The organism is Caulobacter sp. GW821-FHT12A07, from assembly GCF_058807655.1.
Genome location: NZ_JBXAQX010000008.1, coordinates 145570 through 166960 on the forward strand (window position 1 = coordinate 145570; position 21391 = coordinate 166960).

21 protein-coding genes are annotated in these 21391 nt (G+C 69.0%); 11 read left to right on the forward strand and 10 right to left on the reverse strand.

Translation table 11 applies throughout. The features are described from left to right. Positions 1 to 843: a sulfate ABC transporter permease subunit CysW gene (cysW, locus tag AC1RRS_RS17315; RefSeq protein ID WP_487289560.1), complete on the reverse strand. Its 843-nt coding sequence runs from the start codon at positions 841 to 843 to the stop codon at positions 1 to 3. Further along, positions 843 to 1712 carry a sulfate ABC transporter permease subunit CysT gene (cysT, locus tag AC1RRS_RS17320; protein ID WP_492856193.1) on the reverse strand — a complete coding sequence of 290 codons (870 nt, stop codon included), beginning with the start codon at positions 1710 to 1712 and terminating at the stop codon, positions 843 to 845. The genes cysW and cysT overlap by 1 nt, the downstream gene beginning before the upstream one ends. 348 nt (positions 1713 to 2060) lie before the next feature. Here cysT and AC1RRS_RS17325 point away from each other — a divergent pair, with 348 nt between their 5' ends. Together AC1RRS_RS17325 and AC1RRS_RS17330 are read left to right on the forward strand one after the other, a co-directional pair. After that, complete coding sequence (locus AC1RRS_RS17325) at positions 2061 to 4025, forward strand: rhamnogalacturonan lyase (RefSeq protein WP_492856194.1); 1965 nt, start codon at positions 2061 to 2063, stop codon at positions 4023 to 4025. Then, entirely contained in the window at positions 4022 to 5344 is a 1323-nt protein-coding gene (locus AC1RRS_RS17330) for an oligogalacturonate lyase family protein (protein WP_492856195.1), read from the forward strand. The genes AC1RRS_RS17325 and AC1RRS_RS17330 overlap by 4 nt, the downstream gene beginning before the upstream one ends. A gap of 138 nt (positions 5345 to 5482) precedes the next feature. Here the strand turns inward: AC1RRS_RS17330 and AC1RRS_RS17335 are convergent, their stop codons facing one another. After that, positions 5483 to 6412, reverse strand: coding sequence for a sterol desaturase family protein (locus AC1RRS_RS17335; RefSeq protein ID WP_492856196.1), 930 nt, complete (start codon positions 6410 to 6412; stop codon positions 5483 to 5485). After that, the gene (locus tag AC1RRS_RS17340) at positions 6409 to 6795 is read right to left on the reverse strand and encodes a hypothetical protein (protein WP_492856197.1); all 387 of its coding nucleotides are present in this window, start codon (positions 6793 to 6795) and stop codon (positions 6409 to 6411) included. The genes AC1RRS_RS17335 and AC1RRS_RS17340 overlap by 4 nt, the downstream gene beginning before the upstream one ends. A 160-nt stretch (positions 6796 to 6955) precedes the next feature. Here AC1RRS_RS17340 and AC1RRS_RS17345 point away from each other — a divergent pair, with 160 nt between their 5' ends. Then, complete coding sequence (locus AC1RRS_RS17345; protein WP_492856198.1) at positions 6956 to 7438, forward strand: DUF805 domain-containing protein; 483 nt, start codon at positions 6956 to 6958, stop codon at positions 7436 to 7438. Positions 7439 to 7517: 79 nt separating this feature from the next. On the opposite strand, the gene AC1RRS_RS17350 is transcribed toward AC1RRS_RS17345, so the two are convergent. Further along, positions 7518 to 8054, reverse strand: coding sequence for a porin family protein (locus AC1RRS_RS17350; protein WP_487289568.1), 537 nt, complete (start codon positions 8052 to 8054; stop codon positions 7518 to 7520). A gap of 307 nt (positions 8055 to 8361) precedes the next feature. Between AC1RRS_RS17350 and AC1RRS_RS17355 the strand changes: the two genes are divergently transcribed. Then, positions 8362 to 9477 (forward strand): beta-ketoacyl-ACP synthase III, encoded by a 1116-nt coding sequence (locus tag AC1RRS_RS17355; protein WP_492856199.1) that lies wholly within the window; start codon positions 8362 to 8364, stop codon positions 9475 to 9477. Positions 9478 to 9496: 19 nt separating this feature from the next. Here the strand turns inward: AC1RRS_RS17355 and AC1RRS_RS17360 are convergent, their stop codons facing one another. Continuing rightward, positions 9497 to 10975, reverse strand: coding sequence for a M48 family metallopeptidase (locus tag AC1RRS_RS17360; RefSeq protein WP_492856200.1), 1479 nt, complete (start codon positions 10973 to 10975; stop codon positions 9497 to 9499). A gap of 169 nt (positions 10976 to 11144) precedes the next feature. Between AC1RRS_RS17360 and tcyJ the strand changes: the two genes are divergently transcribed. From tcyJ to AC1RRS_RS17380, 4 genes are read left to right on the forward strand one after another with little or no spacing between them, the layout of a single operon-like run. Further along, a complete protein-coding gene (gene tcyJ, locus AC1RRS_RS17365) occupies positions 11145 to 11942 on the forward strand; it encodes a cystine ABC transporter substrate-binding protein (protein ID WP_492856201.1) in 798 nt (265 codons plus the stop codon). Positions 11943 to 11945: 3 nt separating this feature from the next. Next, a complete protein-coding gene (gene tcyL, locus AC1RRS_RS17370) occupies positions 11946 to 12599 on the forward strand; it encodes a cystine ABC transporter permease (protein ID WP_492856202.1) in 654 nt (217 codons plus the stop codon). Beyond that, a complete protein-coding gene (locus tag AC1RRS_RS17375) occupies positions 12596 to 13336 on the forward strand; it encodes an amino acid ABC transporter ATP-binding protein (RefSeq protein ID WP_492856203.1) in 741 nt (246 codons plus the stop codon). Before tcyL ends, AC1RRS_RS17375 begins: the two co-directional genes overlap by 4 nt. A gap of 60 nt (positions 13337 to 13396) precedes the next feature. After that, positions 13397 to 13720, forward strand: coding sequence for a hypothetical protein (locus AC1RRS_RS17380; RefSeq protein ID WP_492856204.1), 324 nt, complete (start codon positions 13397 to 13399; stop codon positions 13718 to 13720). On the opposite strand, the gene AC1RRS_RS17385 is transcribed toward AC1RRS_RS17380, so the two are convergent. Further along, positions 13717 to 14451 carry an alpha/beta fold hydrolase gene (locus tag AC1RRS_RS17385; protein WP_492856205.1) on the reverse strand — a complete coding sequence of 245 codons (735 nt, stop codon included), beginning with the start codon at positions 14449 to 14451 and terminating at the stop codon, positions 13717 to 13719. The two genes, AC1RRS_RS17380 and AC1RRS_RS17385, sit on opposite strands and share 4 nt — an antisense overlap. A 99-nt stretch (positions 14452 to 14550) precedes the next feature. Here AC1RRS_RS17385 and recG point away from each other — a divergent pair, with 99 nt between their 5' ends. Further along, positions 14551 to 16626, forward strand: coding sequence for an ATP-dependent DNA helicase RecG (gene recG, locus AC1RRS_RS17390; RefSeq protein ID WP_492856241.1), 2076 nt, complete (start codon positions 14551 to 14553; stop codon positions 16624 to 16626). 177 nt (positions 16627 to 16803) lie between these two features. On the opposite strand, the gene AC1RRS_RS17395 is transcribed toward recG, so the two are convergent. Both AC1RRS_RS17395 and AC1RRS_RS17400 read right to left on the reverse strand, forming a co-directional pair. After that, complete coding sequence (locus AC1RRS_RS17395; RefSeq protein ID WP_492856206.1) at positions 16804 to 17913, reverse strand: DUF3089 domain-containing protein; 1110 nt, start codon at positions 17911 to 17913, stop codon at positions 16804 to 16806. 32 nt (positions 17914 to 17945) lie between these two features. After that, a complete protein-coding gene (locus AC1RRS_RS17400) occupies positions 17946 to 19148 on the reverse strand; it encodes an acetyl-CoA acetyltransferase (RefSeq protein WP_492856207.1) in 1203 nt (400 codons plus the stop codon). 58 nt (positions 19149 to 19206) lie between these two features. Here AC1RRS_RS17400 and AC1RRS_RS17405 point away from each other — a divergent pair, with 58 nt between their 5' ends. Beyond that, complete coding sequence (locus AC1RRS_RS17405) at positions 19207 to 19461, forward strand: type II toxin-antitoxin system VapB family antitoxin (protein ID WP_492856208.1); 255 nt, start codon at positions 19207 to 19209, stop codon at positions 19459 to 19461. After that, positions 19458 to 19844 carry a type II toxin-antitoxin system VapC family toxin gene (locus tag AC1RRS_RS17410; protein WP_492856209.1) on the forward strand — a complete coding sequence of 129 codons (387 nt, stop codon included), beginning with the start codon at positions 19458 to 19460 and terminating at the stop codon, positions 19842 to 19844. Before AC1RRS_RS17405 ends, AC1RRS_RS17410 begins: the two co-directional genes overlap by 4 nt. Positions 19845 to 19851: 7 nt before the next feature. Here AC1RRS_RS17410 and AC1RRS_RS17415 read toward each other — a convergent pair whose 3' ends face one another. Continuing rightward, positions 19852 to 21336: a hydroxymethylglutaryl-CoA synthase family protein gene (locus AC1RRS_RS17415; protein WP_492856210.1), complete on the reverse strand. Its 1485-nt coding sequence runs from the start codon at positions 21334 to 21336 to the stop codon at positions 19852 to 19854. Positions 21337 to 21391 lie beyond the last annotated feature (55 nt).

The following is a 21391-nucleotide window of genomic DNA, read 5'->3' on the forward strand; positions in this document are numbered from 1 at the left end:
TTAGTGGCCGCCCCGGCGCACGGCCGGTTGGGCGACTTCGAGGGCGGTCTTGAGCACGAGGGTGACGATGGCCAGCAGGCAGAGCAGCGCGGCGACCGCGAAGGCCCCGACGAAGTCGTACTCGTTGTAGAGGATCTCGACGTGCAGCGGCATGGTGTTGGTCAGGCCGCGGATGTGGCCGCTGACCACCGACACGGCGCCGAACTCGCCCATGGCGCGGGCGTTGCACAGCAGCACGCCGTACAGCAGGCCCCAGCGCACGTTGGGCGTGGTGATCCGCCAGAAGGTGTAGAGGCCCGAGGCGCCCATCGAGATGGCGGCCTCCTCCTCGCTGACGCCCTGCTCCTGCATCAGCGGGATCAGCTCGCGGGCGACGAACGGGAAGGTCACGAAGATCGTGGCCAGCACGATGCCGGGCACCGCGAAGATGACCTTCATGTCATGGTCCAGCAGCCATTCGCCAAACCAGCCCTGCAGGCCGAACACCAGCACGTAGATCAGGCCGGCCACGACGGGCGACACCGAGAACGGCAGGTCGATCAGGGTGATCAGGAACGCCTTGCCCGGAAAGTCATGCTTGGCCACGGCCCAGGCGGCGCAGAGGCCGAAGACGACGTTGAACGGCACGGTGATCGCCGCCGTGATCAGGGTCAGCTTGACCGCCGCCAGGGCGTCCGCGTGGGCGATGGCCTCGATGGCCACGGCCAGGCCCTTGCGCAGGGCCTCGGCGAAGACGGCGGCCAACGGCAGGATCAGGACGAGCGCCAGGAAGGCCGCGACAACGGCCAGGACCAGCGCCTTGACCCAGGTCGGATCCTCGGTGGGGTGACGGGCGCGGGCCATCAGACGAACCTCCGCGAGTAGGCCTGGATGGCGTTGATCACCAGCAGCATCAGGAACGAGACCACCAGCATGACCACGGCGATGGTGGCGGCCTGGGCGTACTGGAACTGCTCCAGCTGGATGATGATCAGCAGCGGCGCGATCTCGGACTTGTAGGGCATGTTGCCGGCGATGAAGATCACCGAGCCGTACTCGCCGACCCCGCGCGCGAAGGCCATGGCGAAGCCGGTCAGCCAGGCCGGACCGAGAGCCGGCAGGATCACCCGCCAGATGGTGGCCAGGCGCCCGGCGCCGAGGCTGGCGGCGGCTTCCTCGACGTCGGCCGACAGGTCGCGCATCACCGGCTCGATGGTGCGCACCACGAACGGCAGGCCGATGAACACCAGGGCGATGGTCACGCCGATCGGGTTGTAGGCGGCCTTGATGCCCAGCGGCGTCAGGAACTGCCCGACCCAGCCGTTGGGGGCGTAGAGGGTTGCCAGCGCGATGCCGGCCACGGCGGTCGGCAGGGCGAACGGCAGGTCGACCAGGGCGTTGAGGATGGTCTTGCCGGGAAACTCGTAGCGCACCATCGCCCAGGCGGTCAGCACGCCGAACACGCCGTTGACGACGGCCGCGACCAGGGCCGCGCCGAAGGTCAGGCGATAGGCGGCGAGCGCCCGCTGCGAGAAGGCGGCGGCCAGGAACTCGCTCGGCGACAGCTGCGCGGCCTTCAAGGCCACGGCCGACAGCGGAATCAGCACGATCAGCGACAGGACCGACAGGGTCACGCCCAGGGTCAGGCCGAAACCGGGAATGGCCGAACGACGGCGAAACAAGGGACGGCGCGCCGCGACGGGGCGTTGCGCGGCGGGGGAATCGGCGGTCATCGTCTGATCGTCGTCCTGGATCCGTCTGCGGCCGAAGGCCTTGGAAGATAAGAATGCGCCAGCCATCCTCCCGGCGCCGGCGCGGCGTCAAGCTGGACCGCTTAAATCCCCACCACCTCTGTGGGGTCAATTGAGATTTAGCGGGCGAACCCCGCAGAAAATCTGTCTCGCCGTCACCCTGCCCCCGCGCCTCGAAACCGAGAAGCGAAATCGGCGGCTCGCTCAACCGGCGCCAAGCGAGTTTCACAATGTGAAGTCACAACGCAATTTATGGGAAATGTGTTGCGCGTTCTGGCCGTCGTGCGAAGATCGCGGCAACAAAGTTCAAGATCCCTTTGGGGGGAAATCATGCCTCGTCGCTTCCGCAAGGCCGCCATGCTGGCGTCCGCCGCCGCCTCGCTGCTGGCGCTTCCCGTCCTCGCCGCGCCCCGCCAGGCCGAACGCCTCGACCGCGGCCTGGTCGCCGCCCCCGCCATCGACGGCGGCGTGCTGGTCTCCTGGCGCCTCAGCGGCGACGACGCCCTGGGCCTGGCGTTCAACCTCTATCGCGACGGCAAGAAGCTGAACGCCAAGCCGCTCGCCTTCGCCACCAACTTCGTCGACAAGACCGGCGTCGCCGGGGCGCGCTATAGCCTCAAGACCGTGATCAAGGGCAAGGAAGTCGCCCTGGCCGGCGAGACCGCCGCCCTGAAGGACGGCTTCCTGACCATCCCGCTGCAGAAGCCGCCCGGCGGCGTCACCCCGGACGGGCAGGCCTACGAGTACACCGCCAACGACGCCTCGGTCGGCGACCTCGACGGCGACGGCCGCTACGAGATCGTCCTCAAGTGGGACCCGACCAACTCCAAGGACAACGCCTTCGCCGGCTACACCGGCCCGGTGCTGCTGGACGCCTACACCCTGGACGGCAAGCGCCTGTGGCGCATCGACCTGGGCCGCAACATCCGCGCCGGCGCGCACTACACCCAGTTCCAGGTCTTCGACTATGACGGCGACGGCCGGGCCGAGATCGCCGTGCGCACCTCCGACGGCACGGTGGACGGGACCGGCAAGGTGCTGGGCGACCCGAACGCCGACTGGCGCGAAGGCCCCGAGGAGCGGCCGACCAACGACAAGACCGGCGCCGAGATCAAGCCGGACGGCACGAAGGTGGCCAAGCTCACCGGGCGCATCCTCAAGGGTCCCGAGTTCCTGACCGTGTTCGACGGCCGCACGGGCGCCGCGCTCGATTCGGTCCGCTTCGCCGCTCCGCGCGACCCGACCACCGACCAGCCGACCGCCGAGCAGATGACCAAGCTGTGGGGCGACGGCTACGCCAACCGCTCCGACCGGTTCCTGGCCGGCACCGCCTATCTCGACGGCCAGCGGCCCAGCATCGTCATGGGCCGCGGCTACTACGCCCGCACCACGGTCAGCGCCTGGGACTTCCGCGACGGCAAGATTGTCCAGCGCTGGGTGTTCGACAGCGCCGCCCCCGGCGTGCCGGAAGGCTTCGGCGGCCAGGGCAATCACCAGCTGGCGGTGGCCGATGTCGACGGCGACGGCCGCGACGAGGTCGTCTACGGCTCGATGGCGATCGACGACGACGGCAAGCCGCTGTGGACCGCCAAGCTCTATCACGGCGACACTCTGCACCTGGGCGACCTGGACCCGACCCGTCCGGGCCTGGAGCGCTTCGGCGTCAACGAGAGCCCGAAGATGAACGGCGGCATCGGCTCGGCCATGGTCGACGCCAGGACCGGCGAAGTGCTGTGGACCACGCCGACGCAAAGCGACACCGGCCGGGGCGTGGCCTTCGACATCGACCCGCGCTTCCCCGGCGCCGAAGTCTGGGCCAGCAATTCCGACGTGCTCTACACCGTGAAGGGCAAGCCGATCGAAGGCGTGAAGCATCCGCGCCAGACCAATTTCGGCATCTGGTGGGACGGCGACGAACTGCGCGAACTGCTCGACAAGAACCAGATCTCCAAGTGGGACTGGACCACGGGCCAGACCAAGGTGCTGTTCACCGCCGAGGGCATGCTGTCGAACAACGGCACCAAGGCCACCCCGACCCTGTCGGCCGACATCCTGGGCGACTGGCGCGAGGAGCTGATCCTGCGCTCGGAGGACAACACCTTCCTGCGGATCTACGTCACGCCCTATCCGACCGACCGCCGTCTGGTGACCCTGATGCACGACCCGGTCTATCGCGCCGGGATCGCCTGGCAGAACACCGCCTACAACCAGCCGCCGCACACCAGCTTCTTCCTGGGTAACGGCATGAAGAACCCGGAACGTCCGGACATCGCCATCGTGAAGGTGAAGCCGTGAAGAACGCCCTGATCGGCCTGGCGACCGCCTTCGCCATCGCCCTGCCCGCCTTCGCCCCCTCCGCGCTGGCCCAAACGCCGGCCGCCGAGCCGCCACGCGAGTGGATCGACAAGGACACCGGCCACCGCGTCGTGCGCCTGTCGGACGAGCCGGGCTCGAGCAGCCTCTATTTCAACTTCAACGGCTATACGCCCCAGGGCGACAAGCTGGTGATCTCCACGCCCAAGGGCCTGAGCACGGTCGATCTGGCCACCCGCAAGCTGGCGCCGCTGGTCGAGGAGAACGGCAAGTTCCTGTTCGTCGGCCGCAAGACGCGCTCGGCCTATTTCATCGTCACCGAGGGCGAGACCCGCGTGGTCAAGGCCGTCGATATCGACAGCAAGAAGGTCCGGATCGTCGCCACGTTCGACCGCGGCGACATCCAGACGATCAACGCCGACGAGACCCTGCTGGGCGGGGTGGTGGTCAGCGATCCCAAGATCGAGACCCGCCCCGACGGCGTGCTCAAGCGCGACAACCGCTATGACCAGGCCGCCTACGCCGCCAACGGTCCGGACGGCAAGCCCCTGCCCTTCGCCGAGGCCAAGGAGGTGCGGCTGAACGAGCGGCTCGACTCGAAGATCCCGATGGAGATGTTCGTCATCGACCTGCGCACCGGCCAAAAGCGCGTGGTGCACGCGGCGACCGACTGGCTGAACCACCTGCAGTTCTCGCCGACCGACCCGAACCTGCTGATGTTCTGCCACGAGGGTCCCTGGCACAAGGTCGACCGCCTGTGGCTGCTGCGCACCGACCAGGCGAACGCCAAGCCGGTGAAGATCCACACCCGCACCATGAACATGGAGATCGCCGGACACGAATGGTTCAGCGCCGACGGCAAGACCGTCTGGTACGACCTGCAGACCCCGCGCGGCGAGGACTTCTGGGTGGCCGGCTACGAGATCGCCACCGGCAAGCGCACCTGGTATCACGTCGAGCGCAACGCTTGGTCGGTGCACTTCAACTCCAGCCCCGACGGCAAGCTGTTCGCCGGCGACGGCGGCGACGCCGAGATGGTCGCCCACGCGCCGGACGGAAAGTGGCTGTACCTGATGCATCCGCGCGGCATCCCGGACGTCGCCGGCATCCACGCCCCGGATTCCGAGCACCTGATCCGCCCGGGCGTCATCGACGCCGAGCGCCTGGTCAACATGAGCGGCCACGACTACCGCCTGGAGCCCAACGTCAACTTCACGCCCGACGGCAAGTGGCTGGTGTTCCGCTCCAACATGCACGGCGGCCAGCAGGTCTATGCGGTGGAGGTGGCGAAGGCGAAGTAACGTCCTTCTCCGCATCCGGACGGATCAGATACCCGTAAAATCCCCGCGAAAGCGGGGACCCAGGTGTTTTATCGTCGAGCACGGCGGGTTGCAGAAAAAGCCTGGCTCCCCGCTTTCGCGGGGATTTTACGGATGGGTTCAGCCATCCACCTTCCCCTCCGGGAGAGGGGGTTTAAGAGCCTCCCGCGCCCGCCACCTCGCCTTCAGCGTATGCGAGGTCTCGCGCGACCCGTCCGGGCTCCAGCCCGGCGGGCCGAACAGATAGCCCGCCACCTCCCGCGGCGACCGCGCCCCCGCCAGGTCCTTGCCGATGCCGATCCACTCGTGGAAGACGTTGGTGAAGAGGTTGAAGTTCGGCAGGTTCCGCACGATCCCATACCGGCACGGCTCGGCGTCGTCCTCGGGGATGAAGGTGCCGAACAGGCGGTCCCAGATGATCAGGATCCCGGCGTAGTTGGCGTCGAGATAGCGGGCGTTGCGGGCGTGGTGCACGCGGTGGTGCGAGGGCGTGTTGAACACCGCCTCGAACCAGGCCGGCATGCGGCGCACGGCCTCGGTATGGATCCAGAACTGGTAGACGAGGCTGATCCCCTTCTGGATCGCCACCATGGCCGGCGGAAAGCCCAGGAACGACAGCGGCAGCCACAGCAGCCAGGTGCCGGCCACCCCGCCGGTCCAGGTCTGGCGAAGGGCCGTGGTCAGATTGTAGTGCGTCGAGCTGTGATGGTTGACGTGGCTGGCCCACCAGAACCGCCGCTCGTGGCTCAGGCGATGGAACCAGTAGTAGGTCAGGTCCTCGGCGAAGAAGAGCACGACCCAGGCCCAGACGGCGTTCATCGGGATCGTGAAGATCCGATGCTCGTAGACCCACAGGCTGGCGGCGAAGACCGCGCCGCCGGTCAGCAGGCCGACGATGCTGTTGCCCAGGCCCATCATCAGCGAGGTGGCCGCGTCGCGCGGCTCGTAATTGGCCTTGGCCTTGCCGAAGCGGGCCAGCAGCACCTCCAGCACGATGGCGACCACGAAGAACGGGATGGCTAGCTGGACGGGATCGAAGGCCGGCTTCACGCGGCCGTCTCCACCGGCGGCCAGGGCCGGTCGCCCAGGACCAGACGCGGCGCGCCGTCGACGCCGGGCAGCCTGATCCGGCCGTCCTTGGCCCCGCTGGCGACAACCCCGGCCCAGGGCGCGCTGCGGGCGACATAGCCGTCTCCGCGTCGCCACAGCACCAGCGCCTCGGCGCCCGAGCGGGCCACCAGCCCGGCGCCGTCGCCGGCCAGCCAGACGCTGTCGATGCGGTGATCCGGAAACTCCTCGGCCAGCAGGCGCATGGCCGCGTCTACATCGAGCGGCGGAGTCGGCCGGGCGAGTCGCGCCCAGGCGGCCAGCGCCACCAGTGTGGCGACAGCGACGGCCGAACCGACCAGCTGCATGATCATGAACGAACTCAAGCGTCTCCCCCGATACTCTTGTTTTCCAAGAACGTTCGGACGCGGGGACCGCCGGGTCAAGCCTCGGCGGCGGAGGCGGCTTTACGGCGAGGCTTGCCCCCCCCCTAGACTTGACGAAACCGAACCATGCGCGTTCCGCGCGAAATCCTGGACCTTTTCGATGCAGATGCTGGAGCCGTTGCGCAAGTACGCCGAGTTCGAGGGTCGGGCCACGCGCTCGGAATACTGGCTGTTCTTCCTGTTCCGCGTCCTGGTGTACCTGGCCCTGACGGTGGCGAGCGTCGTCGCCATCTTGCTCACCGGCCTGGGCGCCAACGGGTCGACGCAGCCGGACGCCGCCGCCGGCGTCGCCGCCGTGCTGCTGATCAGCCTCTTCGGCCTCGTCACTCTCGCCCTGTTCATTCCGAACCTGGCCGTCAGCGTGCGCCGCCTGCACGACAGCGACAAGTCCGGCTTCTGGCTGCTGCTGGGCTTCATCCCGTTCGGCGGCTTCGTGATCTTCATCTTCGACCTGGTCGACGGCACGCCCGGTCCGAACCGCTACGGGCCGGATCCGAAGGGTCGCGAGGGCTTCGGCGGTCCCGGGACCGTTCACCACCACTATCACTACCCGACGGCCGAACAGGCTCCGCCCGCGGTCTGACCGCGCGCTCGGAAGCCGGACACGAAAAGGCGCGCCGCCCGCGAGGGCGACGCGCCTTTCTTCGTTTCAGGCCTGGAGCTTAGAACTTCCGGGCGTAGCCGACCGAGACGACGTTGGCGTCGTCGGCGTCGTTGTCGCGGAACTGCTGGCGCGTGTAGTCGACGCGCACGCCGTTCTTGTCGTCGAACTTGTACTGAGCGCCGACGCCGTAGTTGACGCTGTCGGCGTCGTACTTGCTCTGCACGCCGGCCGTGGTCTGCTTGAACTGGGTGTTGCCGTAGCCGATGCGGCCGATCAGATCGATGTTCGGGGTCACCGGCAGGAAACCGACGCCATAGACGGCGGCCGAGTGGGTCTGCTCGAGGTTGGAGCGGACGCCGGCGCGGTCAATGTTGTCGTCCTTCACGCCGCCGGACAGTTCGCCCTCGACGCCGAAGTGCGGGGTCAGCTTCGCGCCCAGGCGACCTTGGATGGCGCCGGTATCGGCGCCTTCGGCGCGAGAGCTGTTGTAACCGAGGTTGCCGTAGATTTCCGGCGACGTCGATTGAGCATGGGCCAGAACCGGAACAGCAGCGACCGACGCGGCGGCCAGGGCCGCAGACATGAGAACCTTCATTTTTTTACTCCATGGTACTGGGATTTCTTGTGCTCCCTCAGCCTCCTCTGGGTATGGGGCCAACGCGGCCCGTATTTGACCGTCCGCGGACTTGTTTGGGGCCATTGCGTGTCGTTTCCGACATTTGCACCGGGGATTGTGGCCAGCCCCGGAAAGTTCCCCGACGGCAGGGCGAATAGCCGCGGCCGATGCGCCGGGGACACGGTCGCCAGCAGGTGACGCGGGCGCGGAGCGTGCTATTGATCCCGACCAAACAGTGATCAGATCGGCGCGCCCATGTCGCGCGCCGGCCATCGGGACAGTCGCCTTGCATCAAGCCGTCATCGCCGCCACGGGACTCTTCACCCCGCCGTTCAGCATCTCGAACACCGAACTGGTCGACGCCTTCAACGCCTATGTCGAGCGCTTCAACGCCGCCAACGCCGAGGCGATCGAAGCCGGCGAAGTCGTCGCCCTGGCCCCCTCCTCGCCCGAATTCATCGAGAAGGCCTCGGGCATCAAGTCCCGCTTCGTGATGAACAAGGACGGCATCATCGACCCCGAGGTCATGCGGCCGGTCCTGCCCGAGCGTCCCAACGATCAGATCTCGATCCTGGCCGAGATGGCGGTGAAGGCGGCGCAGCAGGCGATCGCCGCCTGGGGCAAGCCGGTGTCGGAGATCGGCGCGGTGATCTGCGCGGCCTCGAACATGCAGCGCGCCTATCCGGCCATGGCCATCGAGGTGCAGCAGGCCCTGGGCATCGAGGGCTTCGCCTTTGACATGAACGTCGCCTGTTCGTCGGCCACCTTCGGCATCAAGACCGCCGCCGACTTCATCGCCACCGGCAGCGCCAAGGCCGTGCTGATGGTCAATCCCGAAATCTGCTCGGGCCACCTGAACTTCAAGGACCGCGACAGCCACTTCATCTTCGGCGACGTGGCCACGGCCGTGATCATCGAAGAGGCCTCGCAGGCGACGGGCGGCTGGGAGATCCTGGGCACGCGCCTGAAGACCCAATTCTCCAACAACATCCGCAACAACTTCGGCTTCCTCAACAACGCCGCCCCGGAAGGGATCGGCGCCAAGGACAAGCTGTTCGTGCAGGAAGGCCGCAAGGTGTTCCGCGAGGTGGTGCCGATGGTCAGCGAGATGATCGTCGAGCACGCCGGCGACATCGGCCTGGACGCCACGGCCCTGAAGCGCCTCTGGCTGCACCAGGCCAACATCAACATGAACGACCTGATCGCCCGCAAGGTGCTGGGCCGCGATCCCGAGGCCGGCGAGAACGTCATCATCCTCGACGAATACGCCAACACCTCCTCGGCCGGCTCGATCATCGCCTTCCACACCGCCAACGACGACTTCGTCGCCGGCGATACGGGCCTGATCTGCAGCTTCGGCGCCGGCTATTCGGCCGGCACGGTGTTCGTCAGGAAGCGCTGACGCCTCGGCCGGGGCGCCGTCAGGCGATCGGCTGCAGCGTCACCGAAACCGGCGCTCCGCCCTCGGCGGCCAGGGTCCAGCCCTGGCCGTTGGGGCCCATCGCGTAGCAGGTGCGCGCGCCCTTCTCGGAAGTCAGGCACAGCCTGCCGCCGTCGATCGCATAGCGCCCCTGCTCCACACCGAAGTCGTGCCGCTGAAACCACGAACCGTCGGCGTTTAGAACGACGCCGCCCGTCCCCACGGGCATGGGCGGCGGGAACATCACCGTACGGCCCACGAAGGCCGCTCTGGCCGCCGCGTCGAGCGCCGCGGTCGGCGAAGCCTTCGGATGCGCGGCCTTCCACTCCATCGCCCTCTGGATGCGGCGGCCGACGGCGGGGTGGTCGTAGAAGATGATCTCCTCCAGCCGGCCCGGCGTGGCGGCGCGGTACTCGATGGTCTTGACCAGGGCCTTGGCCAGGCCGTCCGGCTCGTTGAAGTGCTCCAGGCTGAAGCGGTCGGCGTCGCTTTCGGCGATGCGGATCAGGCTGCTGGTCACCGGCGTCGCCAGCAGGAACAGCACGGTCAGCACGGCGCTCAGCACCGGCAGGCCGGCCGGATCGGCCACGCCCCTGACCTGGTCGGCGCCCAGCAGGCGCGCGGCCGGGGCGAACAGGCGGTCGACTAGGAAGAAGGCGGCGATCGCCAGCAGGCTCATCACCCCGGCGATCCAGATCGCGTGCTGGTGGGCGTAGTGGCCCATCTCGTGGCCGACCACGCCGCGCACCTCGGCGATGTCAGCACCCTTCTTGAACATGGTGTCGCTCATGGCGACGCGGGCCGAGCCGAACAGGCCCGAGACGTTGGCGGTGTAGGCGTTGGACTGCTTGGAGCCGTCGTAGACGAAGATCTTGTCGGACGGCACGCCGACGGTCTTGGCCATGGCCACGACCTCGTCGCGCACCGGACCGGCGGGCGCGGGCGTGTAGTGGTTGAAGATCGGCTCGATGTAGAGCGGCGCCAGCAGCAGGCTGGCGGCGATGAACACCGCCGTCAGGCCGCCGCTCCACACCCACCAGGTGCGCGGCGCCTTGCGGATCAGGGCGTAGAGCAGCGTGAAGAACAGGCCGCCGATCACGGCGGTGATGGCCAGCGAGATCGCCCCCTCGATCAGCCAGCCGCTGAAGGCCTGGCTGGTCAGGCCGTACTGCGTCTGCCGCCACCACTGGCTGTAGACCGCCCACGGCAGCGACAGCACGCTGTCGACGACCAGATAGACGACCCCGACCACGAAACTGGCCAGCACGGGCCGCGTGCGCCGCCCCTCGACCCTGCGCCGCAGCCCGGTCAGCAGGCCGCTGCGCACGATCAGGAACGAGACGAGCACGGCGACCAGCGCGCCCCACAGCAGCAGCCAGTGGCCGCCCTGGGTGTAGGCCGTCGCCTTGGCGTGCGCCTCCGGCGGCAGCTGCGCCAGATAGGCGGCGGTGGCCGCGGCCGGATCGAAGGTGTGGGCCATCTTTCAAGTCCCCCAACTGAAACTGGCGGCAGCAAGCCAGAGCCGATGCTCCGCGTCAGGTTAAATCGCCGTCAGGTCGCGCATCGACGGTCACACAAGCGTCTTCCCCCTGGCGGCGACCAAGCCTCGGTATAGAACTGCACGGATGACCTTTGCTTCGAGGCCCGCCATGCGATTCCTTGCCCGTCGTGACGTCCTGCTGGGCCTGGGCGCCGGAAGCGCCCTCACCTTGGCCGGCTGCGGCGGCAAGGAGGCTGGCGCGGGCCAGAGCGGCGCGGCGCGGGTCGAGGCGACCAAGACCCTGCGCATCGGCCTCGAAGGCACCTATCCGCCGTTCAACTTCCAGGGCGCCGACGGCCAGCTGACCGGCTTCGACGTCGACTTCGCCAGGGCCCTGGCCGAGCAGATGAAGGTGAAACCCGAGTTCTTCCCCGCGCCGTTCGCCGGCCTGCTGGGCGCGCTCGAGTCGGGCCGCACCGACGTCGTCATCAACCAGATCACCATCACGCCCGAGCGCGAGGCCAAGTACGACTTTTCCAAGCCCTACACGGTCTCGGGCATCCTGATCATCACGCCCAAGGGCAAGGGCGGCGTCGGCGGCCCCGCCGACCTGGCCGGCAAGAAGGTCGGCGTGGGCCTGGGCACCCACTACGAGCAGTGGCTGCGCGACAACCAGCCGAAAGCGCAGATCCGCACCTATGACGACGATCCGACCAAGTACCAGGATCTGCGGGCCGGCCGCATCGACGCGGTGCTGAACGACCGCCTGGTCGCCGCCGACTTCCTGAAGACCGCCCCCGACCTCGTGGCCGCCGGCCCGCCCTTCGCCCCGCAGAGCCAGGGCGTGGTCATGAAGCGCGATCCCGCCCTGAAGGTGCTGATCGACCAGGCCATCGACGCCCTGCGCGCCGACGGCCGCCTGGCCGCCATCTCGCGGAAATGGTTCGCCCAGGACGTGACGCTGTAGCCGATGACCGCCGCCGAGCTCATCGCCCAGTCGGCCCCGCTGCTGCTGAAGGGCGCGGTCTACACCGTGGCGCTCAGCCTGATCGGCATGGGCCTGGGCCTGGTGCTCGGCTTTGGCCTGGCCTTGATGCGGCTGTCGCGATCGCCGCTGCTGCGCTGGCCGGCGGCGATCTATGTCTCGGCCTTCCGGGGCACGCCGCTGCTGGTGCAGCTGTTCCTGATCTATTACGGCCTGCCGCAGCTGGGGCTGGAGCTGCCGCCGCTGGTCGCGGCCGGCATCGGCTTTTCGCTGAACGTCGCCGCCTATGCCGGCGAGATCCTGCGCAGCGCCATCGCCGCCGTCGACAAGGGCCAACGGGAAGCGGCCGCAGTCCTCGGGCTGTCGCCGAGCCAGGCCATGCGCCGCATCATCCTGCCCCAGGCCGCCCGCACCGCCGTGGCCCCGCTGTCCAACAGCTTCATCAGCCTGGTGAAGGACACCTCGCTGGCCGCCACCATCCAGGTGCCCGAACTGTTTCGCCAGGCCCAGCTGATCACCGCCCGCACCTACGAGATCTTCGCCATGTATCTCAGCGCCGCGGCCATCTACTGGATCGTCTCCAGCCTGCTCGCCCTGGGCCAGGGCTGGCTGGAACGCCGCGCGGAGGCCCGCCGATGAGCGCCATCCTGGCCCAGGGCCTCGTCAAGCGGTTCGGCGACACCACGGTGCTGGACGGCGTCGATCTGGACGTCGCCCCTGGCGAGGTGGTGGCCGTCATCGGCCCCAGCGGCTCGGGCAAGAGCACCCTGCTGCGGTGCCTGGCCGGACTGGAGGCGCTGGACGGCGGGACGCTGTCGATCGCCGGCGTCGCGGCCGGCGGCAAGGTTCCCCTGGCCCGGGCGCTGAAGGGCCGGGTCGGCTTCGTGTTCCAGAGCTTCAATCTCTTCCCGCACCGCACGGCGGCGCAGAACGTCGCCGAGGCGCCGATCGTGGTGCGCGGCGATCCGCCCGCCAAGGCCCGCGAGAAGGCCCTGGCCCTGCTGACCAAGGTCGGCCTCGTCCACCGCGCCGACGCCTATCCCCGCGCCCTCTCCGGCGGCCAGCAGCAGCGCTGCGCCATCGCCCGGGCCCTGGCCATGGACCCCGAGGTCATCCTGTTCGACGAGCCGACCTCGGCCCTCGATCCGGAGCTGGTGGGCGAGGTGCTGGCGGTGATCCGCGACCTCGCCGCGGAGAAGCGAACCATGGTCATCGTCACCCACCAGATGGAGTTCGCGCGCGATGTCGCCGACCGCACGATCTTCATGGACGAGGGCCGTATTCTCGAAGCGGGACCGTCGGCGGAGCTTTTCGCATCGCCCCGTCAGGAACGTACCCAAAGGTTTCTCAGTAAATTGCGAAGCTTGCAGCCATAATTTGGCCTCTGGCGCCCGGCACGCCTCCGGGCTACGCCGTGTGTCTAGAGGCGAGGATTCGTGAAACCCTATATCGACCTGAAAGGCGCCTCCGGCGCCGTGTATCGCTACAAGCTGGCCGAGGATCGCGACCCGCGGACCACGATCGCTGGCAATTACCTGTATCTCAACGCCGAAGGCGACGTGGTGTTCGCTGGTGAGGCCAACAATCTGCATGACTCCACGCGCGGCTTTTCCGAAGCCGCCGAGAAGCATGCGGCTGAATATCTCTATGTGCGCCTGAACGTCTCGGGCGCCGCCCGTGCCGACGAACTGGCCGATCTGCTGGCGGCGCTGTCGCCGGTCGGCAACCCCGAACCGTCCCCCGAAACGCCTAAAGACTAACCTCGAGCCTCGGCGAAGAACTCGCCGAGCCGCTCGACCACGTCAGAGGCCGGCGTGATGATCGCCCCCAGGTGATCGCCGGCCGTCGACACGAACGGCAGACCGTTCTCCGCCGCGAAGGTTTGGGACGGCCCGTGGTAGGGATCGGCGATCCCGTCCCACAACAGCACCGGAACGCCCGCCCCGAGCACCGCCTCGGGCGCGCCGTCCAATTGGCCCAGCGCCTCGAAGCAGGCCTGCATCGCCGGCACGATCTCCGGCGTGACCCAGGCCACCAGCGCCGGCGCGACCTGCTGGGAGAAGCCCCAGAAGATGTCGAAGCGGATCGGTCCGGCCGGCCCCTTGGGCACGCCATTGACCAGATCCCAGCCGCCGATGATCAGCGACGCCAGGCGTTCTGGGTGATGCTTGGCCACCCCCACCGCCATCCAGGCGCCCATCGAATAGCCGACCAGATGGGCCTTCTCCGCGCCCAGGGCGTCGAGCACCGCGATGATGTCGCCCGCTCGTTGTTCCTGGCCGTAGAGCGAGGGGTCCGACGGCTTGTCGCTGAGGCCATGGCCCAGGGAGTCGATGCAGGCCACCGTGAAGCGACCGGCCAGGGCGGCGACGAAGCCGTTGGCCCGCCAGCTGGCGGCGTCCATGAACAGGCCGTGCTGCAGCACCACGAGCGGCCCATGCCCCTCGACCGTGTAGTGGATCTTCTGGCCGCGATGGGTGGCGAAGGGCATGCACGACTCTCGGTGAAATGACGCGCCAGTCGAGCCGATCCACAAATTCGCGCAAGGCGAACGGGACGGGAACAGCGCGGCTTGGCTATCCTGCCGCCGATGCGCCCCGAGTCGCTCTTTCCGCTGTACGCCGCGATCTCGACCCTGAAGGGGGTGGGGCCTCGCGTTGCGCCCCTGGTCGAGAGGCTGGCCGGGTCGCTGGTGCGCGACGTGCTGTTCAGCCTGCCCCAGGCCCTGATCCGCCGCACGCCGACCACGGCCGCCCTGGCCCAGGACGGCCAGGTGGCGACCTTCGTCGTCACCATCGACGCCCACCTGCCGCCGCAGCGCGCGGGCCAGCCCTGGCGGATCCGGGGCTGGGACGACACCGGCTTCGTCACCCTGACCTGGTTCAAGGGTCACGGCCCGCACCTGGAGCGCCAGCATCCGGTCGGCGCGCGGCGGGCGGTCAGCGGCAAGGTCGAGCGCTACGGCTCGGAGATCCAGGTCGCCCATCCCGACTACATGCTCGAGGCCGAGCGGGTCGACGAGATCCCGCCGGTGGAGCCCGTCTATCCCGCTACGGCGGGCCTGCCCTCGCGCACCTTCCGCAAGTTCGCCCTGGAGGCACTGTCGCGGGCGCCGGCGCTGCCCGAGTGGCAGGACCCCGCCTGGCTGGAGCGCGAGGGCCTGCCGCCTTGGCGCGAGGCCTTCGAGCGGCTGCATGGCCCGGAAAGCGAAGCCGACCTCTCACCCCTGTCGCGCGCCCGCCGGCGCCTGGCCTATGACGAACTGCTGGCCCACCAGCTGGCCCTGGCCCAGCGCAAGGCCGGCAAACGCGCCCAGCCGGGGCCGCGCATCGTCTCCGGCGACCTGGCCGAGGCGGCCGAAAAGGCCCTGCCCTTCCGCCTGACCGGCGCCCAGGTGCGGGCGCTGTCCGAAGTGCGCGGCGACCTGGCCCATGGCGAGCGGATGAGCCGGCTGCTGCAGGGCGACGTCGGCTCGGGCAAGACGGTGGTGGCCATGCTGGCCATGGCCGACGCGGCCGGCGCCGGCTTCCAGTCGGCCCTGATGGCCCCGACCGAGATCCTGGCCCGCCAGCACTACGAAACCCTGGCCCCGCCGCTGGAGGCCCAAGGCCTGGCCGTGGTGCTGCTGACCGGACGCGACAAGGGCGCGGCCCGTGCCGCCAAGCTGCAAAAGCTGGCCGACGGCTCGGCCGCCGTGGCCGTGGGCACCCACGCCCTCTTCCAGGACGACGTGGCCTTCAAGTCGCTCGCCCTGACCATCATCGACGAGCAGCACCGCTTCGGCGTCAACGAGCGGCGGCGCTTGCAGGAAAAGGGCGACGGGGTCCATCTGCTGGCGATGTCGGCCACGCCGATCCCGCGCACGCTGGAGCTGACCGTCTTCGGCGACCTCGACGTCTCGCGCATCGACGAAAAGCCGCCGGGCCGCACGCCGGTCGCCACCCGCGCCGCGCCGACGCCGCGCGTGCCCGAGATCGTCGATCGCCTGCGGGTCGCCATCGAGGGCGGCGCCCAGGCCTTCTGGATCTGCCCGCTGGTCTCGGAATCCGAGAAGGTCGACCTGCGCGCGGCCGAGGATCGCGCGGCCGACCTCAAGAAGATCCTCGGCTCGCGCGTCGGCCTCGTGCACGGCCAGATGCCGGCGGCCGAGAAGGACGCGGTGATGCAGGCCTTCGTCGACGGCGAGGTCGGGGTGCTGGTCGCCACCACCGTGGTCGAGGTCGGGGTCAACGTGCCCAACGCCAGCATCATGGTCATCGAGCACGCCGACCGCTTCGGCCTGGCGCAGCTTCACCAGCTTCGCGGGCGGGTCGGCCGGGGCATGCGCGAAAGCTCCTGCGTGCTGCTCTACGACCCGCCGCTGTCGGAGGTGGCCCAGCAGCGGCTCGACATCCTGCGCCGCTCCGACGACGGCTTCGAGATCGCCGAAAAGGACCTGGAGCTGCGCGGCGGCGGCGACCCGCTGGGCCTCAAGCAGAGCGGCTTCCCCGCCTACCGCCTGGCCGACCCCGTCGCGCACCGCGACCTGATCGCCGTCGCCGCCGATGACGCCCGCCTGATCCTTGCCCGCGATCCCGGCCTCACCTCGCCACGCGGCGAGGCGGTGCGCACGCTGCAAGCGCTGTTCGACTGGAAGCCGGCGTCAGGCCTGAACGACGCGGGATAAGAGACCCTTCTCCCCTTGCGGGAGAAGGTGGCGGCCGAAGGCCGTCGGATGAGGGGTCTCTCAAACACAAGACCCATCGCCCAGCCTACCCGCGGTATGCGGTTTCGATTTCTGAGAGACCCCTCACCCGACCTGCTTCGCAGGCCACCCTCTCCCGCAAGGGGAGAGGGATCGGGCTCACCGCTTCCCCAGCGCCGCCACCCGCGCGGCCGCATCCGCCTCGATATCCGCCCAGAACAGGTTGTAGCCGTCCACCTTGCGGCGATCCGTCCACGAGCCGGTATCCCGCAGCGAAGGCGACTTGGGCCTCCCGGTGTGCAGCAGGCCGTTCTCGCACTGGGCCCAGACCTGGCGCTTGAGGAAGGCCGGGCGGGCGCCCCATTCCAGGCCCGTGGCGTTGACGGCGCCCAGGTTCAGACGGGCCGGCGCGCGCTCGTCGGTGCGCGCCCCGAACACCGGGTTGACGCACAGCGGCTGGCGGCCGTTGAGGTTCTCCAGCTGGTCGCCGCCGATCCAGGTCAGGGAGCGGGCGAGCAGCTCCTGGGCTTTCTGGAAATCGCCGTCGGTCAGCGAGGCCCAGGCCACCGCGCAGCCGGCCTCGTCGCGGCGCACGCAGGCCGGGACCGGCGAGGTCGAGACATACTCGTCGGCGGGCACGGCGGTCTCGATCAGATAGACGCCGGCCAGGCGGGCCTTCATCGCCGGGTCGGGCGCGATCTCGTCGGCGACCAGCCGGGCGGCCAGACTCCCGCCCTGCTCCACCCCGACGATCACCAGCGGCCGGCCCTTGTCGTAGCGGTCGCGCCAGGCGCGGAAGGCCTCGCGCACGTCGCCATAGGCGAAGCGGCGGGCCTCGCGGGCGTCGTCGCGCAGGGTCAGGAAGGTGTAGAGGCTGGCCTGCCGGTAGTGCGGCGCGAAGATCCGCCCCACCCGCGCGAACGGCGCGGCGTAGTTGGGCAGCACCACGCGGTTCAGATAGCGGCTGGCCTTGGGCTGGTCGTAGGGCGCGTTCCAGTCCCGTCCGCCGTCGAAGGTGGTCGGGTGCACGAAGAAGACGTCGGCGGCGCGGTCCATGCCGGTCGCCCCACGCGGCAGCAGCGCCCAGGCGGCCGGATCGGCGTAGTTGGGCGCCGGCGGCGGGTCGTAGGTCTGGAACGGCACCTTCGGATCGAGGGTGGTGCGCAGGATGTCGTAGCGCCAATAGAACGCCGCCGTCAGGACGGTCCCCAGGAAGAGGACGCATCCGACGAAGATCCAGCGCTTGAAACCCTTGAAGCGTCCCGCCATGCCCCTCGACTACACCAGAGCGCGGCGGCGCACTACGCCCCTTCCCGTCCGATGATGGCCACCGAGCAGACATTGCTGGCCGGCGCGCCGCCGAGGTTATGGGTCATGCCGATAAGGGGGTCACGCAGCTGGCGTTCTCCGGCCCGTCCCTGAAGCTGCAGGTACATCTCGTAGAGCATGCGCAGGCCCGAGGCGCCGATCGGATGGCCGAAGCACTTGAGGCCGCCGTCGATCTGGCACGGCACCCCGCCGTCGGCGTCGTAGAAGCCGTCGAGCACGTCGCGCCAGCCTCGCCCCTCGGCCGAGATGAAGAGGTCCTCCATGGTCACCAGTTCGGTCACCGAGAAGCAGTCGTGCACCTCCATCATCGAGATCTGCTCGCGCGGGCGCTCGATGCCGGCCTCTTTGTAGGCCTTGCCGGCGGCGATGCGGGCGGTGTGGAAGTGGCTGCCGTCCCAGCCGTTGTACTGGCTCTCGTAGCCGTTGGAGACGGACAGCTGCAGGGCCTTGACCGTGACCAGGTCATGCTTGCCCAGAGCGCGGGCGATCTCCGGCGTGGTGACGATGGCCGCCGCCGCGCCGTCCGAGACGCCGCAGCAGTCGAACAGGCCCAGGGGCTCGGCGATGATCGGCGCGTTCAGGGCCTGCTCGGCAGTGATGGCTTTGCGCAGGTGAGCCTTGGGGTTCTTGGCGCCATTGGCGTGACTCTTGACCGAGACGTGGGCGATGGCCCGCTTCAGATCCTCCTTCGAGACTCCGTGCTTGGCGCGGTAGGCGCTGGCCAACTGGGCGAAGTTGCCGGGGGCCGAGCCGTTGGGCATGACCTGCGGCGTCAGCGTGCCCGGCGCGCCGAACGGCAGGCCGCCATAGCCGGTGTCCTTCAGCTTCTCGACCCCGACGGCCAGGGCGATATCGGCCGCCCCGGCGGCGACCGCATAGACCGCCCCGCGGAAGGCCTCCGAACCCGAGGCGCAGAAGTTCTCCACCCGGGTGACGGCGATGTTGGGCAGGCGCAGAGCGATCGACAGCGGCGTGCCGCCCTTACCCGTACCGATCTCGTCGATGTGGGTCGAGAACCAGGCCGCGTCGAGCTGGCTGGCCTCGATGCCCGCATCGCTCATCGCCTCGACATAGGCCTCGACCATCAGGTCGTCCGGCCCGGCGTCCCAGCGCTCGCCGAACTTCGAACAGCCCATGCCGAGAATGGCGACCTTGTCGCGGATGCCGCTGGCCATCGTGGGTCTCCCTTAGCTCGCCTTCTCGGGCGTATTGATCGGGTGTATATACAAAACCATGAGCCTCTATATCCGCAACGCCGAGGCCGACCGACTGGCCCGAGAACTCATTGAACGGACAGGCGAAACCCTGACCGAGGCTGTCGTCGTCGCTCTGCGTGAACGACTGGATCGCACGCCCGATAAGGCCGACGACCTGGAGGCGCGACTGGCGCGCATCCGCGCGATCCAGGACCGCGTCGCCGCAGCGCCCGTGCTGCGCGAAGGCTCGGACGAGGAACTGCTGTACGACGCCGACGGCCTGCCGAAGTGATCGTCGTCGACACCTCGGCCTTGATCGCGATCTTCCAGCGGGAGCCCGAAGGCGAGGCCTTTCTCCAGACGATCGTCCGGACGGAAAAGCCGCTGGTCGCCGCCCCCACGAGGCTCGAGGGCTACATCGTCATCCATCGCCGCTTCGGCGCGGAGAAGGCGGCGGATTTCGAAGCCCTGGTCGCCGACCTGAACCTGACCGTCGTCGCCTTCGACGAGCCTATGCTCGTGCTGGCCCGCAACGCCTACCGCGACTATGGACGCGGCGCGCGCGGCCTGAACTTCGGCGACTGCTTCGCCTACGCCCTGGCCAAGGCGCGCGATCTGCCGCTGCTGTTCAAGGGCGAGGACTTCGCCGCCACCGACGTGAAGCGCGCGCTCTGACACCCTCCTACTCCGCCGCCTGGGCCGAGGTCGCCGCCACCGCCGCCCGGTCGGGCGCGGCCTTCCAGAAGTAGCGGACGAAACCGCGCTTCTCGTCGCGGTCCTTGATGCGGAAGACCATCTTCACCGGCAGGCCGGTCTCGACCTCGCCGGGGGCGACGTCGGTGATGTCGAGCATGATCCGCCCGCCGCCCTCGAAGACGATCATGCCGTAGTGGTTGGGCGGGCTCATCGAGAAGGTCAGGTAGTCGGCCGAATAGGTCAGCACCTGGGCCCGACGCTCGGCGAAGCGGTACGGCTCCTGGGTGTCGACGGCGGGATTGTTGGGGGCCACCGAGATGCGGGTGCGCGGGAACTGGACGACGCCTGTCTCGCGGCAGCGGCCGCCGACCAGGCCCAGGATCTGGTCGCGATTGCGATAGAGCGTGGTCAGGGCCGTCTTGTTGTCCTTCTCGGCCCGCATGCCCCGGTCCCATTCGACGAGGTCGTTGAAGACGAGGAACTTCAGGTAGTTGGTCTCTTCCTGGCGGTCGGCGAGCGCGCCGGTCACCCCGCGGGCCGGCGCACTGTTTCCAGGCCCGTCGCCAGAGCGGAACACCAGCGCCTCGGCGCCCTGGCCGAACTGGGCGACCAGGATGATCTCGCCCGGCTTGGCCTGCTCGAGCGCATGAGCCAGCAGCAGCGGGCCGTGGGCGGCCCCGGCCTCGCCGAGCTGGGCGGCCAGGGTGTCGCGGACAGCTTCGGGGCGAACGCCCAGCGTCTTGGCCAGGGTCGCGCCCATGCCGGGGAAGACCGAAGGGAAGCAGAAATGGTCCACCTCGCCGGCCGAGACGCCCGCCGCCTCCAGCGCGTCACGGATGGCGGGCGGGACCAACTTGACGATCCCCTCGTCGCGGATCCAGCGCTCTTCCCAGGCATAGTCGAACTCCGCGTCCGAGCCCCGGAAGTGATCGACGAAATCGTCGGTGACCGTGCCCCGGCCGAGGAACGTCGCGGCTGCGCCGTCGGGCGAAACGACGAAGGCGGCGGCGGCGTCGCCGAAGTCCAACTCCTGGGGCGAAGCCGCGCGGGCCCGGCGGTGCTCGCCGGCCGCGACCAGCACCCGCTTGCCGGCGGCGGCCGCATCCAGGGCCTGCCCCAGGGCGGTGAGGCCGCAGCGCTGCGAGCCGGTGACGTCGGCCGAGGCGATCGAGGGCTCCAGGATCAGGGCGGCGGCCAGGATCCCGGCGTTCTGGCGGTCGGCGAAGGGCGCGGTCGTCGAGGCGAAGATGGCCGCATCGATCGCGGCGCGGCCCTCGTCTTCAGGCCCCAAAGCGTCGCGGGCGGCCTCGACGGCCATGGTCAGGGCGTCCTCGTCCCAGTTGGCCATGGCGCGCTCGCCCTTGGCCTTGCCGGCCAGGCCCGGCGCGATCCAGGCGTTGGCGGCGACGACCGCCTTGCGGCTGAGGCGAAGGCGCGGCGCATAGGCGCCCCAGGCGGCGATGCCGACCATGTTCCACTCCCTGACGCACGCCTGTTCCGGCGACTTATCAGGGTTCAGGTTACGC

Coding starts and splice junctions, on each gene's coding strand:
- AC1RRS_RS17350 (WP_487289568.1), bottom strand. CDS start 8,054: ATGAAGGTTCTCATGTCTGCGGCCCTGGCCGCCGCGTCGGTCGCTGCT.
- tcyJ (WP_492856201.1), top strand. CDS start 11,145: ATGCGATTCCTTGCCCGTCGTGACGTCCTGCTGGGCCTGGGCGCCGGA.
- cysT (WP_492856193.1), bottom strand. CDS start 1,712: ATGACCGCCGATTCCCCCGCCGCGCAACGCCCCGTCGCGGCGCGCCGT.
- AC1RRS_RS17400 (WP_492856207.1), bottom strand. CDS start 19,148: ATGGCCAGCGGCATCCGCGACAAGGTCGCCATTCTCGGCATGGGCTGT.
- AC1RRS_RS17345 (WP_492856198.1), top strand. CDS start 6,956: ATGCAGATGCTGGAGCCGTTGCGCAAGTACGCCGAGTTCGAGGGTCGG.
- cysW (WP_487289560.1), bottom strand. CDS start 843: ATGGCCCGCGCCCGTCACCCCACCGAGGATCCGACCTGGGTCAAGGCG.
- AC1RRS_RS17375 (WP_492856203.1), top strand. CDS start 12,596: ATGAGCGCCATCCTGGCCCAGGGCCTCGTCAAGCGGTTCGGCGACACC.
- AC1RRS_RS17325 (WP_492856194.1), top strand. CDS start 2,061: ATGCCTCGTCGCTTCCGCAAGGCCGCCATGCTGGCGTCCGCCGCCGCC.
- AC1RRS_RS17415 (WP_492856210.1), bottom strand. CDS start 21,336: ATGGTCGGCATCGCCGCCTGGGGCGCCTATGCGCCGCGCCTTCGCCTC.
- recG (WP_492856241.1), top strand. CDS start 14,551: ATGCGCCCCGAGTCGCTCTTTCCGCTGTACGCCGCGATCTCGACCCTG.
- AC1RRS_RS17360 (WP_492856200.1), bottom strand. CDS start 10,975: ATGGCCCACACCTTCGATCCGGCCGCGGCCACCGCCGCCTATCTGGCG.
- tcyL (WP_492856202.1), top strand. CDS start 11,946: ATGACCGCCGCCGAGCTCATCGCCCAGTCGGCCCCGCTGCTGCTGAAG.
- AC1RRS_RS17395 (WP_492856206.1), bottom strand. CDS start 17,913: ATGGCGGGACGCTTCAAGGGTTTCAAGCGCTGGATCTTCGTCGGATGC.
- AC1RRS_RS17405 (WP_492856208.1), top strand. CDS start 19,207: ATGAGCCTCTATATCCGCAACGCCGAGGCCGACCGACTGGCCCGAGAA.
- AC1RRS_RS17385 (WP_492856205.1), bottom strand. CDS start 14,451: ATGCCCTTCGCCACCCATCGCGGCCAGAAGATCCACTACACGGTCGAG.